The organism is Curtobacterium sp. AC273, assembly GCF_979253735.1.
In genome coordinates this window covers 184,615-199,653 of sequence record NZ_CEEDDU010000002.1, presented here as the reverse complement: position 1 = coordinate 199,653, position 15,039 = coordinate 184,615, and the positions used below count along the sequence as shown (strand labels likewise).

The window sequence follows — 15,039 nt, the reverse complement described above, 5'->3', positions numbered from 1 at the left end:
GGACGATGGTTGGTCTCAGCCCAGGGAACGGTGAACCACCCCGTTCCGGCGCCCACCCAGCGCCGCGTCCGTCACGACCTCTCGTATGCACCCTGAACCCGACAGGAGCACCATGTCCGCCAGCACAGCCCGACCCCGAGACCCGCGTCTCGGTCGTCGTCCCCGCGAGGAACGAGGCCCGAAACCTCGAGATCATCCTCCCGATGCTCCCGCCCGTGTACGAGGTGATCCTCGTCGACGGCAACTCGGTGGACGACACCATCGCGACCGCGCAGCGCGTCATGCCGACGATCAAGGTGGTCCAGCAGACCCGCAAGGGCAAGGGCAACGCGCTCGCCTGCGGCTTCGAGGCCGTCACCGGCGACATCGTCGTCATGTTCGACGCCGACTGCTCCGCCGACGCCGCCGAGATCCCGCGCTTCGTGCAGGCACTCGTCGACGGCGCGGACGTCGCCAAGGGCTCGCGGTACGCGCCCGGCGGCGGCAGCGACGACATCACGATCATCCGTGGCCTCGGCAACAAGGGGCTCAACATGATCTCCAACCTGCTGCTCGGCGCGAAGTACACCGACCTCTGCTACGGGTACAACGCCTTCTGGGCGGACACCCTGCCGACGATCGGCCTGCTGTCGTCGACGCTCCCGCAGCCGTCCGACGGCTCGATGCGCTGGGGCGACGGCTTCGAGATCGAGACGATCCTGACCTGCCGTTGGTCCTGCCGCGGAGTTCGCGATCACCGAGGTGCCGAGCCACGAGAAGCTCCGCGTGCACGGCACCAGCAACCTCAACGCGATCAGCGACGGCATCCGCGTCCTGAAGTCGATCATGCACGAGCGTCGCCGCGCCCGCGAGGCGAAGGCCCGCATGCGCCTCATGCCGACCCCGGTCCAGGGCCTCGTGGTCCCGGCCGCCGTCCCGGCGATGGACGAGGAAGCGGCGTGACCCGCCCGACGGTCGCCGTCGTCATCTGCGCGTACACGCAGCAGCGCTGGGGAGACCTGCAGGACGCTGTCGAGTCGGCGAAGCGCCAGCCCGACTCGACCGAGGTGATCGTCGTCATCGACCACGAGCCCGAGCTGTTCCGTCGTGCTGCCGCACGGTGGCCAGGCTCGGGTCGTCGAGAACGCCGAGGACCGCGGGCTCTCCGGCGCCCGCAACACCGGCGTGGCCCTGACGGACGCCGACGTCGTCGCGTTCCTCGACGACGACGCCACCGCTGACCCGGACTGGCTCGTGCACCTCGTCGACGCGCTCGAGGAGCCGGACGTCGTCGGCGTGGGCGGCCAGGGCGACCCCGTCGTGGCCGACCGCGACCGGCGCTGGCCCGTACCCGGACGAGCTCCTGTGGATCGTCGGCTGCAGTTACGCCGGCCTGCCCACCGAGTCGGCCGACGTCCGGAACGTGATCGGCTCGAGCATGGCGTTCCACCGTGACGTCGTCCTCGCCGCCGGCGGGTTCCGGTCCGGCATCGGCCGGGTCGGCAACCACCCCCTCGGGTGCGAGGAGACCGAGCTGTGCATCCGCATCGCCCGGATCCGTCCCGGCGCCCGGATCCGCTTCGAGCCGCGCTCGAACGTCTCGCACCGGGTCTCCCCGGACCGCGTGACGATGCGGTACCTGCGGCGACGGAGCTACTACGAGGGCATCTCGAAGGCCGTCCTCAGCCGTCGGGTCGGGGCCCGCGACTCGCTCTCCAGCGAGTCGACGTACCTCACCCGTGTGCTCCCCGGCGCGGTGCTCCGCGAGCTCCGTGGTCTCGGCCGTGGCGGGGGCCTGCGCGCCCTGGCGATCGTGGTCTCGGCCGTCTCCACCGTCGTCGGCTACGGGGTCGGACGCGTGTTCGGCACCGTCGTCGTCCGGGCTCCCGCGCCGGCTCCGACGCCCGTGCAGCTGCCCGTCGCAGCACCCTGACGCGGGTCCGTCCGCGTCCCACACCACCCAGCACCTCACGTACAGAAGAACGACATGCACACGAACGACCCCGCCCCGAGTGCCACCCTCCGACGACGTTGGCGGGTGGCACTCGCGGTCGCGGCGGCCGTCGTCCTCGGCGGGGCGGTGTCCGCGCCGAGTCTCCTCGCCCAGTCCAGCGCCGGCGCGGCGACCACGGCGGACTGCAGCGCCGGCAAGGTCCTGACCGTCGTCGCGCACGCCGACGACGACCTGCTGTTCGAGGGGACCGAGCTCCGGAAGGACATCGCCTCGGGCCAGTGCGTCCGCTCGGTGGTCGTCACCGCGGGGGATGCCGGCAAGAACGCCACGTACTGGAAGGGCCGGCAGACCGGACTCGAGGCCGCGTACGCGAACCTCGCCGGTGTCACGAACGCCTGGACCTCGTCGTCGGTCAGCGCGGCCGGCAAGACGGTGTTCGCCCGCACCCTCACGGCGGCCCCGCGGCTGAGCCTCGTCTTCCTGCAACTGCCGGACGGCAACATCGACGGGTCGGGGTTCGCCGCCACCCGGTACCAGAGCCTGCAGAAGCTGTACCAGGGCTCCATCACGAGCATGAACACCGTGTCGGGCGCGAACACCGCGACGACCTACACGCTCGCGCAGCTCAAGGCGACGCTGCTCGCGCTGATGAACGGGTACGCCCTGCAGGCCGTGCACACCCTCGACCACGTCGGCACCTACGGTGACGGCGACCACAGCGACCACCACACGGTCGCCTACCTCACCCAGGCGGCGCAGCAGCAGCTCGGCGCCGCGAGCACGCTGACCGGCTACATGGGCTACCCGATCGCCGACCGCCCGTCGAACCTCACCACCGCCCAGACCCAGGCCAAGGGCAACACCTTCTTCGTCTACGCGTCGCACGACGCCGAGACCTGCGCGTCCGTCGCGTCGTGCTCGTCCGCGCCCCGAGGGCTCGTGGCTCAGCCGCGAGTACACCGTCGGAGCGCAGCAGCCCACCGACCCGGGCACGGGGACCGGCGGCTCCGTCGGTGCGGACGTCACGGCGCGTGCCACCGTCAGCGCGAGCAGCGAGAACCCCGCCGACGGGCAGACCGCGGCGAAGGCCGTCGACGGCGTGGCCAGTGGCTACCCCGACGCGCCGACCGCCGAGTGGGCGACCCGCGGTGGCGGCACGGGCTCGTGGCTCCAGCTCACGTGGTCGAGTCCGGTCACGCTCGGCGCCGTCGACCTCGCCGACCGGCCGAACGCCGACGACCGGATCACGGCGGGCACGCTGACCTTCTCGGACGGCACCACCGTCGCCGTGCCGTCGCTCGACAACGGCGGCGCGTTCACCCGCGTCGCGTTCTCGTCGCGGCAGGTCACCTCGGTGCGGCTCACCGTGACCGGCGTGAGCGCGACGACGCGGAACGTCGGGCTGGCGGAGATCCGCGCGTTCGCTCCGGGGACCTCGACGCCGACGCCGACGCCGACGCCGACTCCGACGCCCACCCCGACTCCGACGCCGACTCCCACGCCCACCCCGACTCCGACGCCGACTCCGACGCCCACCCCGACTCGGGCGGGACCAGACCGTCACCGGGTCGGCGACGGCCACGGCGGCCTGGGACGACCCCTCCAACGGGCAGACCGCCGCGAAGGCGATCGACGGGGTGGTCAGCGGCTACCCCGCGAACCCCTCCGCCGAGTGGGTCGCACCGTGGGGCACGACGGGCGTCTGGCTGCAGCTCGACTGGGCCTCCGCGAAGTCCCTGGGCAAGATCGTCCTCTCCGACCGTCCGAACGGCGACGACCAGATCACGAGCGGGACGCTGACGTTCTCCGACGGCAGCCGGGTGCAGGTCGGGGCGCTCCCCGAACGACGCGACACCGTCGACCGTGACCTTCACCCCGCGGAACGTCACCTGGGTCCGGTTCACGGTCACCGGGGTGTCGGCCAGCACCCGCAACGTTGGGCTGGCCGAGCTGCGCGGCGTACACGGGCTGACCGGTCCGCCGCCGCACCGGCCCGACCGGTCCGGTGCGGTGGTGGACGGGACCGACGACGGACGGGAGGCGCGGTGCTGGCTGGCACCGCGCCTCCCGTCCGTCGTGGGCACGGCCCACGGCGTCGGCCGGGTGACGAGCGCACGTCCGGTCCGCAGGATCAGCGCGTGCGCGAGGGCGTACCCACACGCACGGATGTCGGATCCGGACGGCGGAACCCGGGGTTCGCGGTCCGGATCCGACAGCAGCGGAGAAGCGACGTCGGTCCCCGGGGGAACCGCGGCCGGAACGGCGGCGAGCGGGCCTAGCGGCGCGCGTGCTCGAGCAGGGCGCGGACGACGCCGCTGACGTGCGGCCCGCGGCCGTACCGGTCGCGCACCCAGGCGCGGCACCGGTCGCCGAGGGAGGCGTCGTGGTCGAGACGGTCGAGCGTGTCCAGCACCGTGGCGGCGAGCGCGTCGGCGTCCGTCAGGTCGACCGTGGACGACGCCCACTCGCCGGAGAGGATCTCGCCGGTGCCGCCACCGGCGGCGGCCACGACCGGCCGTCCGGTCGACATCGCCTCGACGACGACCCGGCCGAAGCCCTCGGGTTCGATGGACGGGACGACCACCATGTCGGCGGCGTGCAGGAGCGGGACGACGTCGTCGCGCTCGGGCAGGACCACCACCGAGCCGGCGGGGAGTGCGGCCACGGCGCGCCGGAGGTCCTCGGCGTCGGCCGGTGCGATCGCGCCGGCCAGGACGAGCACCGGGGGTCGTCGAGTGTCGCCGGCGGTGTCCGCGTGGACCGGGCCGAGTGCGGGCGTGAGTGCGGGCGTCCGGGCGTGCAGTGCGTGCACCGGTGCGACGGAGCGCTGGCGCTCGGCGTCCTGCTCGAGGACGATCCGCCACGCGGCGAGCAGGGCGAGCACCCCTTGGGGCGGGACAGACGCCCGTAGTACAGGACGACGCGTGCGTCGTCGTCGAAGTCCGAGCGCGATCCGCGCACGTCTCGCGGCGGCCGGTGACGCCGTGGGGAAGAGGGCGGTGTCGACGCCGTTCGGCACGACGGTGATCCGGTCGGCCGGGATGCCCACGGCGGCCCAGGCACGCGCCATCGCGTGGGAGACGGCGAGGTGGTGCGTCCGGCCGCCGGCGACGGGGCCGAGGCGGCGGTAGTTCGGTGCGTGGTGCAGGTGCACGACGAGCGGCACACCCGACACCAGCGAGGCGACGCGCCCCCAGGGCAGGTGCTCCGGCCGGTTCAGCCAGAGGACGTCCAGGTGCGAACCGCGCAGGCGGAGTCCGTCGCGGACGAACCGTGCGGCGTCACGCACTGCGCTGCGGATGCCGAACGCGCGGTCGCCGGTCGCGTGCAGGGGGACGCCGAGCTGGTCGTACACGGCACTGCCCGGCGTCGCGCCGTCGGGACCCAGGGGTGCACCGTGCCACACCTCGACGTCGTGTCCGGCGCGGAGGAGCTCGCGGGTGTCCTCGAGGACGCAGCGTTCGACGCCGCCGGTCAGGGCGAGTTCGTTCGTGACGACGCCGATCCGGGGTGCGCGGCGCTCGGTCGGGCGGGTCACGCCGTGCCCCCGCGGGCGATCCGGAGCCGCCGGATGAACCACGGAAGGCAGCCGACGACCCCGGCGATCCGGACGATGTTCCACACCGTGTCCTGCGGCACCAGCACCGAGACGCCGGCCACCACCACGACGGCCGCGAGGACCAGGACCGTGCGGGCGCGGGGGCCGCGCCACTCGCGGCGGTCCGGCAGCGAGCGCTGCTGGAGCGCGGCGAGCACCGCGTACGCGAACACCGTCGAGACCGCGGCGCCGACGATGCCGAGCAGGGGGACGAGCAGGATGTTCGCGCCGATGTTCACGGCGCCGGCGATCGCGGCGATCACGCCGACGGCGACCCCGCGACGCTCCACGAGCAGGAGGCGTCCGGTGGCGCCGCTCGCGATGACCGGGAACGCCGTCAGCGCCACCACGAAGACCACCACGGTGAGTTCGTGGACGCGGTAGGAGGCCGGGGCGAGGATCGGCAGCGCGATCGGTGAGACCAGGGTCACGGCGAGCAGCACCGGTGCGAGCAGCAGGTACAGCTGGTCCCGTGCGTGCAGGGCGAGGCTGGCGTCGGGCGACCGCGTCCCGGAGCGCTGCGAAGTGCGGCGCCCAGGCCTGGTTCGTGAACGTCAGCAGGAGGATCACTGCGGACCCGACGACGTAGGCGATCTGGTAGCGGGCGACCTCGTCCGGGCCGAGCATCCGCTGCACGATGATGCGGTCACCGGCGTTGAGCACGAAGTACGACAGGTTGCCGAGCGCGATCGGGATGCCGAGCTTGAACGCGCGGACCGTGGTGCCGCGGTCGAACAGACCGGTGAGCCGCGGCCGGGTCGCCGCGAAGCCGATGACCATCGCCGCAGCCTGCGCGAACACCCCGCCCCACGCGTACGTGGTGGCGTCGGCGTGCACGAACGTCAGCAGCCCGAGGCCGATGATCGAGCCGCCCACCGAGGACAGCAGGCTCGTGACCGCGAAGACCCGGATGCGGTCCTGGGCGACCAGGATCGCGAGCGACAGCTGGACGACGGCGGCGGGGAAGATCCAGAGCACGGCGACGAGCAGGATCGGGTGTTCGCCGACGAAGCCGGCCGCGTCGCCCCAGAACGGGATGGTGGCGAGGGCGACTGCGGTGACGACGGCGGCGAGGACGATGCCCACCGCGATGAGGCCGCGGGCCTTCCGGTCGTCGCCGTCCTCGGCGCGCTGCAGGGACCGAGGCCTGGTCGAGTCCGGCGACGGCGAGCACCACGAGCGCCTGGTACAGGGCGATCGCGGACGCGAGCAGGCCGAACTCGGTCAGCGGCATGAGGTGTGCGAGGACGGGGGAGATCAGCCGAGCTGACCACGAGCTGCAGTCGACCAGACGACGACGTACATCAGGCCGCGGCCGAACAGGACGGAGGCGCCCTTCTGCACGGCCGTGCTGCCGGTGTCCGGCACGGTGTGGGCGGCTGCCTCGACCGCGGCTGCGGCCTCCCCGGCCTCCGCCGCGGCGGTGGCGGTGGCGGCGGCGGCGGCGGTGGTGCTGGCGGTCGCGGCGGCAGCGGCGGCGGCCTCAGCGGCCTCAGCGGCGTGCCGGGCCTCGCGTCGGGTCTGGGGAACGGTCACGAGACGCCGACCTCCGGGGTGTGGGCGTGCGGTCGGAGCTCGAACGCCTGGTCGACGAGGTCGAGCAGGTCGAGCTCGTCGCCGTCGAGAACTTGCGGGCGAAGAGGTGGGGGATGGCGGTCGGGTCCGTGGTCCAGCGTTCGAGAAGTCGTCCGGCGTGCGCGATCCGGAGCCACGGCGGGCTCTTCATCTTCGAGCCGTCCCAGCCGATGAACCACAGCGTGTGCGCGACGTGCTCCTCGGCGAAGCCCTCGACGAGCGCCGGCGAGTTCAGGACGGTGGGCACGAAGGACTCGTCGGCGATCCAGGTGCGACGCCAGAAGCGGACGAGGTCCGGACGGGTGTCCACGACGTCGACGACCGCGGCGGCGTGCTTCCTGCTGAGGACCTTGAGCTGGGACCCGCCGGTGAGGACGACGTCCCGTGGGATGCGGCGGGGGATCGGCAGGCGCAGCATGTGCTTGCGCCAGGCCCAGTGCGGGTACCGCATGCGGGCCACGCCACCGCTCGCGCCCCAGGCCGCGTGCGGGAGCGGGTGCGGGATGAGGAAGGTCTGGTCGCGGTGGGCCTCGAGCAGTGCCGTGATCTCGGTGGGGTTCGCCAGCGGGTAGTCGCTGCCGGTGAGCACGGCCACGTGCGAGGCCCCGGTCTCGGCGAGTGCCGCGCGGTACCCGGCGACCTCGGCGGCGACGTTCTCCCACTTCGCCCATCCGGTCCGCTGCCGGGGAGGAGCCGGACGCGGTCCGGCAGACCCTCCGTCATCGCGCGGTGGACGGCCTCCGGTGTCCGGGCGTCGACGTGCAGGAACACCGGGAACGGGTCGAGCGCCTCGACGAGTCGGCGGACGTGCTGCGGGTCCTCGTGGGCGAGGACGATGCACGCGAGCGCCGCGGGGGAGTTGGCCATGCTCCGAGTGAACAGGGCCGTCCGGAGACCGACAAGGCGGCCCTGGCCGGGTGCGGGGAAGCGGCGGTTTCCCGCACTGGTCCGCGTGCGGGACGGGTCGCGAGCGGCGGCGGCACGCAGGTCACGCCGCGGAGCGGCGGGTGCCGATCAGTGGATGCTGGTCAGCGCCCGCGGCGGTACTTGGGGCAGTCGCAGAGCGCGCAGTCGGTCCCGCGACGGTAGTGCTCGTGCGCGTCCTGCGCGTGGCCGCACACGCAGGCGGCCGTCTCCGTGGTGACGAGCAGCACCGGCGCGGTGGCTTCGAGCACGGGTGTGGACCCCAGCGTCATGCGTCCTCCTCGGCCCGTCCGGTACGGGTCACTGCACCGATCCTACGGGCAGGGAGCGCGCTGGTGCGCCGCCGCGGGGTCCGCAGCGTCAGGGGTCAGCCGCGTTCGGGGGGGGGGCAACGGCGTCGGGGGCTCAGCCGGCGTGGAAGCGGCCGGCCTCGACGTCGCGCCACCGACGACGGCTCCGGAACCAGGCGGCGGGCCCGGCCGGGAACCCGCGGAGTCCGTGGTACGCCAGCGACCGCGGCACGCCGGCGTCCGGCACCGACGGAACGGCGGTCTGCGGTGTCGGGACCGGGGCGCTCCCCGTCCGGAGGCGACCGACGGTCTCGCGGACCTTCACCATCGCGGCCGCCGGCACGAGCCGCGCCAGGACCGCCACGTGGCGACGGTCCTTCGCCGCGAGCGCGCACATCAGCGCGGTGAAGCCGACGCCGTTGCCGTGCAGTTGCTTGTGCAGGTCCTCGATGGTCCGGCGGTGCCGGTGGTGCACGACCGCGCGGGGTTCGAAGCCGATGCGTCCGCCGCGCCACAGTGTCTCGACGAACATCGCCAGGTCCTCGCCGCCGCGCGCGGGCGAACCGGCGCCGAGCGTCGTGTCGAACCCGCCGACGGCGTCGATCACCGTGCGTCGGAACGCCATGTTCGCGCCGGCGCCGTAGGCCCCGATGCCGTACACGGCGAAGTGCTTCGCGACCGAGCCGTCGGGTCGGACGGCCCGGACCCGCGCGTGCCGCATCGTGCCGGTGACGTCGTCGGGGACGATCGTGACGGGGGCGAAGGTGCGCTCGCCGCTGAACCCGCCGTAGTAGGCCTCGTACCAGATCTGCGCCGGCGTGGAGAGGCTCGGTGGGCAGGATCACGCCGGACACCGCGTCGAGTCCGGGTTCACGGACGAAGCGGGCACCGAGGGCGCGGAGCCACTGCGGGTCGACGCTGACGTCGTCGTCGGTGAACGCGACGACCTCGCCGCGTGCGGCCGCGACACCCGCGTTCCGGCCGGCGGACAGACCGGGGCGCCGCTCGGTGACGAGTCGGACGTCGCGCCCGGCCAGCAGCGCCGGCAGCCGGTCGTCGGCGGGGACCCGCACGCGGTTGTCGACGACGATGACCTCGTGGTCGGGGTAGTCCATGTGCTCGAGGACGTCGAGCAGCCGCCCGAGGTCCTCGACGCGGTCGACGATCGTCGACACGACGACAGAGACCACCGGCAGGCGGTCGTCCGCCACGGGTTCGACGTCGGCGAGCACCGTCTCCCGCAGGGTCCCGAGCGCGCGGGTCGCGTCCGCGGGGTCGTCGGTGAGCAGGACGTCGAGCGTGCCGGTCGGGTGACCGCCGCGGTAGCCGATCACCAGCGCGGACGATCCGGTCTCGTCCGCGACGAGGCGGGGGAGCGGCGCGTCGAGGTCGACGTCGATCACGCGTCGGGGCGCGGGGACGGGACGAGCGGTGCTGGTGATGGCCATGGTTGGACGGTAGGTGCGGGTGCGGGCGACCGACAACGGCACCGCGGCCCCTGGCGGTGAACGTGCGGAACCCCGCACGGCCGAGCGGCCGCGGCCGTGCCGACGCGTGAGCGCTCACCCAGGAAGTCACCGGAACCCCGGAGGTCACGCTCAGGTCACGGAGTTGATGCAACCGGTTGCGGAACGCCGGGAGCGGGCGTACGTTCCTCCTCCAGCGGGCAGCGTCGCCCGCTCCAGGCCGCGTCGTCGCACCCGATCGGCGCCCCCTGGTGATCTCGATGAGGAGACAACCTTGAAGACAACTCGCGCCAGGGTGCGCTTCGCCTCAGTCGCCGGGGTCGCCGTCATCGGCCTCGTGCTCACCGGCTGCTCGAGCGGCAGCTCGGCCTCGGACGACGCCAAGAACGGGCAGGACAGCCGCGGTCCGATCACGTACGTCCAGGGCAAGGACAACTCGAACGTCGTCCGCCCGCTCATCGCCAAGTGGAACAAGGCCCACAAGGACGAGAAGGTCACCTTCAAGGAGCAGTCCGACCAGGCCGACCAGCAGCACGACGACCTCGTGCAGCACTTCCAGGCGAAGGACGAGAACTACGACGTCGTGGACGTCGACGTCGTCTGGACCGCCGAGTTCGCCGCCAAGGGCTGGCTGACCCCGCTCACCGGCGACATGAAGATCGACACGTCGAAGCTGCTGCCGTCCACGGTGAAGACCGCGACCTACAACAACACGCTCTACGCGGCCCCGCAGACCTCCGACGGCGCACTGCTCTACTACCGCAAGGACCTCGTCAAGACGCCCCCGACCACCTGGGCCGACATGATGAAGGACTGCGACATCGCGAAGCAGGCCGGCATCGGCTGCTACGCCGGGCAGTTCGCGAAGTACGAGGGCCTCACCGTGAACGCCTCGGAGGCGATCAATGGCTCCGGCGGCTCCGTGCTGAGCAAGAGCGGCACGCCTGACGTCGACACGAGCGACGCCAAGGCCGGCCTGCAGAACCTGGTCGACGCGTTCAAGGACGGGAACATCCCGGCCGAGGCGATCACCTACCAGGAGGAGCAGGGTCGCACGGCGTTCGAGGCCGGCAAGCTGCTGTTCCTCCGCAACTGGCCGTACGTCTACAGCCTCGCCAAGACCGACGGGTCGAGCAAGGTGAAGGACACCTTCGGCATCGCCCCGATCCCCGGCGCGGACGGCACCGGCGCCTCGACGCTCGGTGGTCACAACGCGGCCATCAGCGTGTACTCGAAGCACAAGGCCACGGCGCACGACTTCCTGGAGTTCCTCGAGTCGAACGAGACGCAGAAGTTCTTCGCGACCCAGGGCTCGCTCGCCCCGGTCGTCGGTGACCTCTACACGGACTCCGAGCTCACCGCGAAGCTGCCCTACCTGCCGACGCTGCTCAAGTCGATCGAGTCGGCCGAGCCGCGCCCCGTCACGCCGTTCTACCCGGCCGTCACGAAGGCGATCCAGGACAACACCTACGCCGCGCTCAAGGGATCGAAGAGCGTCGACGAGGCGATGAAGGACATGCAGGCGGCCCTCAAGACGGCCACCAGCAGCGGCAGTTAGCCGTCACCACCTGACGGACTGGAGGCGCGGTGCCATCCCGCACCGCGCCTCCAGTCCGCCATCCACTTGCGTTCCGACACCCCCGGCAAGGAGGCCGTCACGTGTCAGCAGCAACCGAGATCCCCGCCGCCATCCCGAACCCCCAGGGCATGGAACCGAAACAACAGCGGCGCAAGGGCGGACTCAACGCCGAGCACGGCCGCTGGGCCGTCTACCTCATCGGCCCGACGATCGTGCTCCTCGCCATCGTCATCGGCTACCCCGTCGTCAGCGCGATCATCCAGTCGTTCCAGCTCGACGCCGGACTCGACAAGGCGACCGGCCTGTTCGTCGAGGGCGGCTTCGCCGGCGTCACGAACTACGTGCACTGGCTCGCGCAGCAGTGCGGCAACACCGCCTGCCCGCCCGGCAGCATCGGCAGCCAGTTCTGGGTGTCGATGGGCAACACCTTCTTCTTCACCGTCGTGACGGTGCTCGCCGAGACGCTGATCGGCGTCTGGATGGCCATCATCATGAACCGCAACTTCAAGGGCCGCGCGCTCGTCCGTGCCGCGATCCTCGTGCCGTGGGCCATCCCGACCGCCGTCACCGCGAAGCTCTGGTACTTCATCTTCGACGCGAACGGCGTGCTCAACCACGTGCTCGGCCAGCAGATCCTCTGGACGAGCGGCGAGTGGGCGTCGCGGTGGGCGGTCATCATCGCCGACACCTGGAAGACCACGCCGTTCATGGCGCTCCTCATCCTCGCGGGCCTGCAGCTCATCCCGGAGGAGGTCTACGAGGCCGGCAAGATGGACGGCGCCTCGACGATCCAGCGCTTCATGCTGATCACCCTGCCGCTCCTCCGGCCGGCGCTCATGGTCGCGATCCTGTTCCGCGTGCTCGACGCCCTCCGCATGTACGACCTCCCCGCGATCCTGACCGGCGGCGGCGGTGGTTCGGGCAACGCCACCACCACGCTCTCGATCCTCGTGGTCGAACAGATCCGGCAGGGGTTCAACTCCGCGTCGGCACTCTCCACCATCACGTTCCTGGTGATCTTCGTCGTCGCGTTCCTGTTCGTCCGGTTCCTCGGCGCGAACGTGGTGCAGACGCAGGCAGCCCAGCAGAAGGGTGAACTCAAGTGACCCTCGCAGCCGACCGACCCCGGTCCTCCGCACGCTCCCGCGACGTCGCCGTCGACCGTTCGCAGGTTCGCGTCCAACGCCACACCGGACCCCGGTTCCGGACCGGCATCCAGGCGACGATCATCGCCGTCTGGTGCCTGCTGCCGTTCTACTGGATGGTGGTGACGAGCTTCCGCGACGTCGGGTTCACGTTCGACGCCACCCCCTGGCCGACCCACGTGACGCTCGACAACTACGCGACGGCGTTCTCCACCTCGCTCGGCAACCACCTCGGCCGGGCGCTGGCGAACAGCCTGCTCATCGGCGGCGTCGTGACGATCATCGCGCTGCTCGTCGGCACGAGTGCGGCGTACGCGCTGGCCCGCCTGGAGTTCAAGGAAGTCCCTCATCGCCGGCGCGATCCTCGCCGCGTCGATGTTCCCGGGCGTCGCGCTCATCTCGCCGCTGTTCCAGCTGTTCACGGACATCGGCTGGATGGGCTCGTACCAGGCGCTCATCCTGCCGAGCATCTCGTTCGTCCTGCCCCTGACCGTCTACACGCTCGCGTCGTTCTTCCGCGAGATGCCGTGGGACCTCGAAGAAGCAGCGCGCATCGACGGGTGCACCCGGGTGCAGGCGTTCCGGCGGATCATCCTGCCGCTCGCGGCGCCCGCCGTGTTCACGACCGCGATCCTGGCGTTCATCTCGTCCTGGAACGAGTACCTCATCTCGTCCCAGCTCTCGAGCGACGCCACCCAGCCGGTCACCGTCGCGATCGCGTCCTTCGCGGGGTCGCAGCCGCACCAGGAGCCGTACACCGCCGTGATGGCGGCCGGCACGATCGTGACGATCCCGCTCGTGATCCTCGTGCTCGTGTTCCAGCGGCGCATCGTGGCCGGCCTCACCGCCGGCGGCGTGAAGGGCTGACGGCCATGGCCCAGCGCGGACCCACCCGTCCCACCGCCCGCATCGAGGAGGCCCTCGGCTTCGTCGGCATGTTCGGTGTCCTGTTCCTCGGCGTCACCGTGTTCTGCGAGGTCACCGGGCGGCCGGCGCTCGGCTGGGCACTCACCCTGCTGGTGTGCGTGCTCGGCGTCGTCGCGCTCGACCGGTGGCGGGTGTCGGTGTTGCGGCGCACGGCCTCGGCGGACGGCATCGGGGGCGTCCCCGCGCCGGTGCGCCGGCCGGCGGCGGCTCCGTCGTCCTCGTCCTCGTCCCCGTCGTCGGGCGGACGCGTCCACCGGCACGTCGGTTGGGACGAACTCGCTCCCGCCGGACGTCGGCAGGCCCACGCGACCCGGCACGCACCTGCGCCAGCGCAGACCGGACCCGTCGGTGACGTGACGCGGCCGTCGGACGGCTGACGGGCCTCCCGGCATGCCGATGGGCATCCAGGAGATCGCGACCGTCACCGGCCTGTCGAAGTCCACGGTGTCCCGCGCCCTGCGGGGCATGTCCAACGTCGCCGACAGCACGATCGACCAGGTGCGGCGGGTCGCCGACGAGCTCGGGTACGTGCCGAGCTCGGCGGCGGCCGGCCTCGCCACCGGCCGGCAGCGGGCGGTCGGCGTGGTCGTGCCGGTGATCGACCGGTGGTTCTACGTCAAGGCCCTCGGTGGAGTCGACGCGGAACTGCGCCGGGCCGGGTACGACCTGGTCCTCTACAACCTCGGCGGCCCCGGGGGAGACCGCGACCGGGCGTTCCGGCGCTCGATGCTGCGGCACCGGGTCGACGGGCTCGTCCTGCTGTCGCTCGTGCTCGACGAGACCGAACGGGCCGAGCTCGAGCTCACGCGGCACCCGATGATCGTCATCGGCGGGCCGGCGCCGGGCCTCCGGAACGTCGGGGTCGACGACGTCGTGGTGGCCGGGATCGCCGTCGACCACCTCTGCTCGCTCGGACACCGGGACGTCGCTTACGTGGGCGGGCAGGACGAGGCCGGGATGAACGTGGCGGTGCCCTGGCTGCGGCGGGACGGGTTCGCCCTGGCCATGCGAGCGCACGGGTTGTCCGTGCGCGAGGAGTGGGTGCTCGACGGACGGTTCTCGTTCGCGGGCGGGGTGGACGCGGGGCGGGCGTTGTTCGGTGCGGCTCGCGGGCTTGGCGCGGGCGGCGGTGGCGGGGGCTCGGGCGGCGGCGCAAGGCGACGCGGTCCGGCCGACCGCGGTGTTCTGCGCCTCGGACGAGATGGCGCTCGGCGTGGTGCTCGCCGCACAGCAGGCCGGGCTGTCCGTGCCGGAGGACGTCTCCGTGATGGGCATCGACGGGCACGAGTACGGCGAGGTCGTGGGACTCACCACCGTGTCGCAGGACCCCGTCGCGCAGGGGCGGGTCGCCGCACGCGCGGTGCTCGCCGAGGTGGACGGTGCGGTGGCGGGGCCGTTGCCGGCGTCGCCGGCGCACCTCGTGGTGCGGGCGACGACGGCGGCGCCGCCGCGGGCGCGGTGAGCGCGGCGCGGCGGCGGGCCAGCGCTTCGCGCAGCCGAGGTCACGCGGAACCGCGGCGACGCACGGTTCGGACGCACTTGCGTTGTGCGACGCGGCAGTCGCCCGCGTGGTTCGACGCCGACCCGGCCCCGCCTCGGCCG

General features: G+C 72.4%; 12 protein-coding genes and 8 pseudogenes. 14 read left to right on the top strand and 6 right to left on the bottom strand.

The genetic code is table 11. The features are described 5' to 3' along the window. Positions 1–5: 5 nt before the first annotated feature. The 8 genes and pseudogenes from ACZ8AI_RS03880 to ACZ8AI_RS03845 all read left to right on the top strand — a co-directional run. Positions 6–452, top strand: a pseudogene (locus tag ACZ8AI_RS03880) (glycosyltransferase family 2 protein); the annotation flags it as partial. 289 nt (positions 453–741) lie between these two features. Then, positions 742–942 carry a hypothetical protein gene (locus tag ACZ8AI_RS03875; protein ID WP_464856667.1) on the top strand — a complete coding sequence of 67 codons (201 nt, stop codon included), beginning with the start codon at positions 742–744 and terminating at the stop codon, positions 940–942. 144 nt (positions 943–1,086) lie between these two features. After that, complete coding sequence (locus ACZ8AI_RS03870) at positions 1,087–1,434, top strand: glycosyltransferase family 2 protein (RefSeq protein WP_464856665.1); 348 nt, start codon at positions 1,087–1,089, stop codon at positions 1,432–1,434. After that, positions 1,403–1,912, top strand: a complete 510-nt coding sequence (locus tag ACZ8AI_RS03865; protein WP_464856663.1) for a glycosyltransferase family 2 protein — start codon at positions 1,403–1,405, stop codon at positions 1,910–1,912. Before ACZ8AI_RS03870 ends, ACZ8AI_RS03865 begins: the two co-directional genes overlap by 32 nt. Before the next feature lie 54 nt (positions 1,913–1,966). Further along, positions 1,967–2,677: pseudogene (locus ACZ8AI_RS03860) on the top strand (PIG-L family deacetylase); the annotation flags it as partial. Positions 2,678–3,011: 334 nt separating this feature from the next. Next, positions 3,012–3,296, top strand: a pseudogene (locus ACZ8AI_RS03855) (DUF7402 domain-containing protein); the annotation flags it as partial. A 259-nt stretch (positions 3,297–3,555) separates the two neighbouring features. Beyond that, positions 3,556–3,720: pseudogene (locus ACZ8AI_RS03850) on the top strand (DUF7402 domain-containing protein); the annotation flags it as partial. Positions 3,721–3,793: 73 nt separating this feature from the next. Next, a pseudogene (locus ACZ8AI_RS03845) lies at positions 3,794–4,252 on the top strand (DUF7402 domain-containing protein); the annotation flags it as partial. Here ACZ8AI_RS03845 and ACZ8AI_RS03840 read toward each other — a convergent pair. The 6 genes and pseudogenes from ACZ8AI_RS03840 to ACZ8AI_RS03815 all read right to left on the bottom strand — a co-directional run. Continuing rightward, entirely contained in the window at positions 4,209–6,668 is a 2,460-nt protein-coding gene (locus ACZ8AI_RS03840) for a glycosyltransferase (protein WP_464856864.1), read from the bottom strand. The pseudogene ACZ8AI_RS03845 and the gene ACZ8AI_RS03840 overlap by 44 nt on opposite strands. Before the next feature lie 120 nt (positions 6,669–6,788). Then, the gene (locus ACZ8AI_RS03835; protein WP_464856661.1) at positions 6,789–7,067 is read right to left on the bottom strand and encodes a hypothetical protein; all 279 of its coding nucleotides are present in this window, start codon (positions 7,065–7,067) and stop codon (positions 6,789–6,791) included. Further along, positions 7,024–7,947 (bottom strand): beta-1,6-N-acetylglucosaminyltransferase, encoded by a 924-nt coding sequence (locus ACZ8AI_RS03830; protein WP_464856659.1) that lies wholly within the window; start codon positions 7,945–7,947, stop codon positions 7,024–7,026. The genes ACZ8AI_RS03835 and ACZ8AI_RS03830 overlap by 44 nt, the downstream gene beginning before the upstream one ends. Before the next feature lie 187 nt (positions 7,948–8,134). Further along, complete coding sequence (locus ACZ8AI_RS03825) at positions 8,135–8,302, bottom strand: hypothetical protein (RefSeq protein ID WP_464856657.1); 168 nt, start codon at positions 8,300–8,302, stop codon at positions 8,135–8,137. Between the two features lie 133 nt (positions 8,303–8,435). Then, positions 8,436–9,041, bottom strand: coding sequence for a glycosyltransferase family 2 protein (locus ACZ8AI_RS03820; protein WP_464856887.1), 606 nt, complete (start codon positions 9,039–9,041; stop codon positions 8,436–8,438). A 187-nt stretch (positions 9,042–9,228) separates the two neighbouring features. Next, positions 9,229–9,768, bottom strand: a pseudogene (locus ACZ8AI_RS03815) (glycosyltransferase family 2 protein); the annotation flags it as partial. Between the two features lie 313 nt (positions 9,769–10,081). Here ACZ8AI_RS03815 and ACZ8AI_RS03810 point away from each other — a divergent pair. From ACZ8AI_RS03810 to ACZ8AI_RS03785, 6 genes and pseudogenes are all read left to right on the top strand, one after another. Further along, complete coding sequence (locus ACZ8AI_RS03810; protein WP_464856655.1) at positions 10,082–11,344, top strand: ABC transporter substrate-binding protein; 1,263 nt, start codon at positions 10,082–10,084, stop codon at positions 11,342–11,344. A 149-nt stretch (positions 11,345–11,493) separates the two neighbouring features. After that, entirely contained in the window at positions 11,494–12,471 is a 978-nt protein-coding gene (locus tag ACZ8AI_RS03805) for a carbohydrate ABC transporter permease (protein WP_071292458.1), read from the top strand. Continuing rightward, positions 12,468–13,377, top strand: a pseudogene (locus ACZ8AI_RS03800) (carbohydrate ABC transporter permease). Before ACZ8AI_RS03805 ends, ACZ8AI_RS03800 begins: the two are co-directional and overlap by 4 nt. A gap of 5 nt (positions 13,378–13,382) precedes the next feature. Continuing rightward, entirely contained in the window at positions 13,383–13,814 is a 432-nt protein-coding gene (locus tag ACZ8AI_RS03795; RefSeq protein ID WP_464856653.1) for a hypothetical protein, read from the top strand. Positions 13,815–13,827: 13 nt separating this feature from the next. Beyond that, positions 13,828–14,469: pseudogene (locus ACZ8AI_RS03790) on the top strand (LacI family DNA-binding transcriptional regulator); the annotation flags it as partial. 67 nt (positions 14,470–14,536) lie between these two features. Further along, positions 14,537–14,899, top strand: a complete 363-nt coding sequence (locus ACZ8AI_RS03785; RefSeq protein WP_464856861.1) for a substrate-binding domain-containing protein — start codon at positions 14,537–14,539, stop codon at positions 14,897–14,899. Positions 14,900–15,039: the final 140 nt, after the last annotated feature.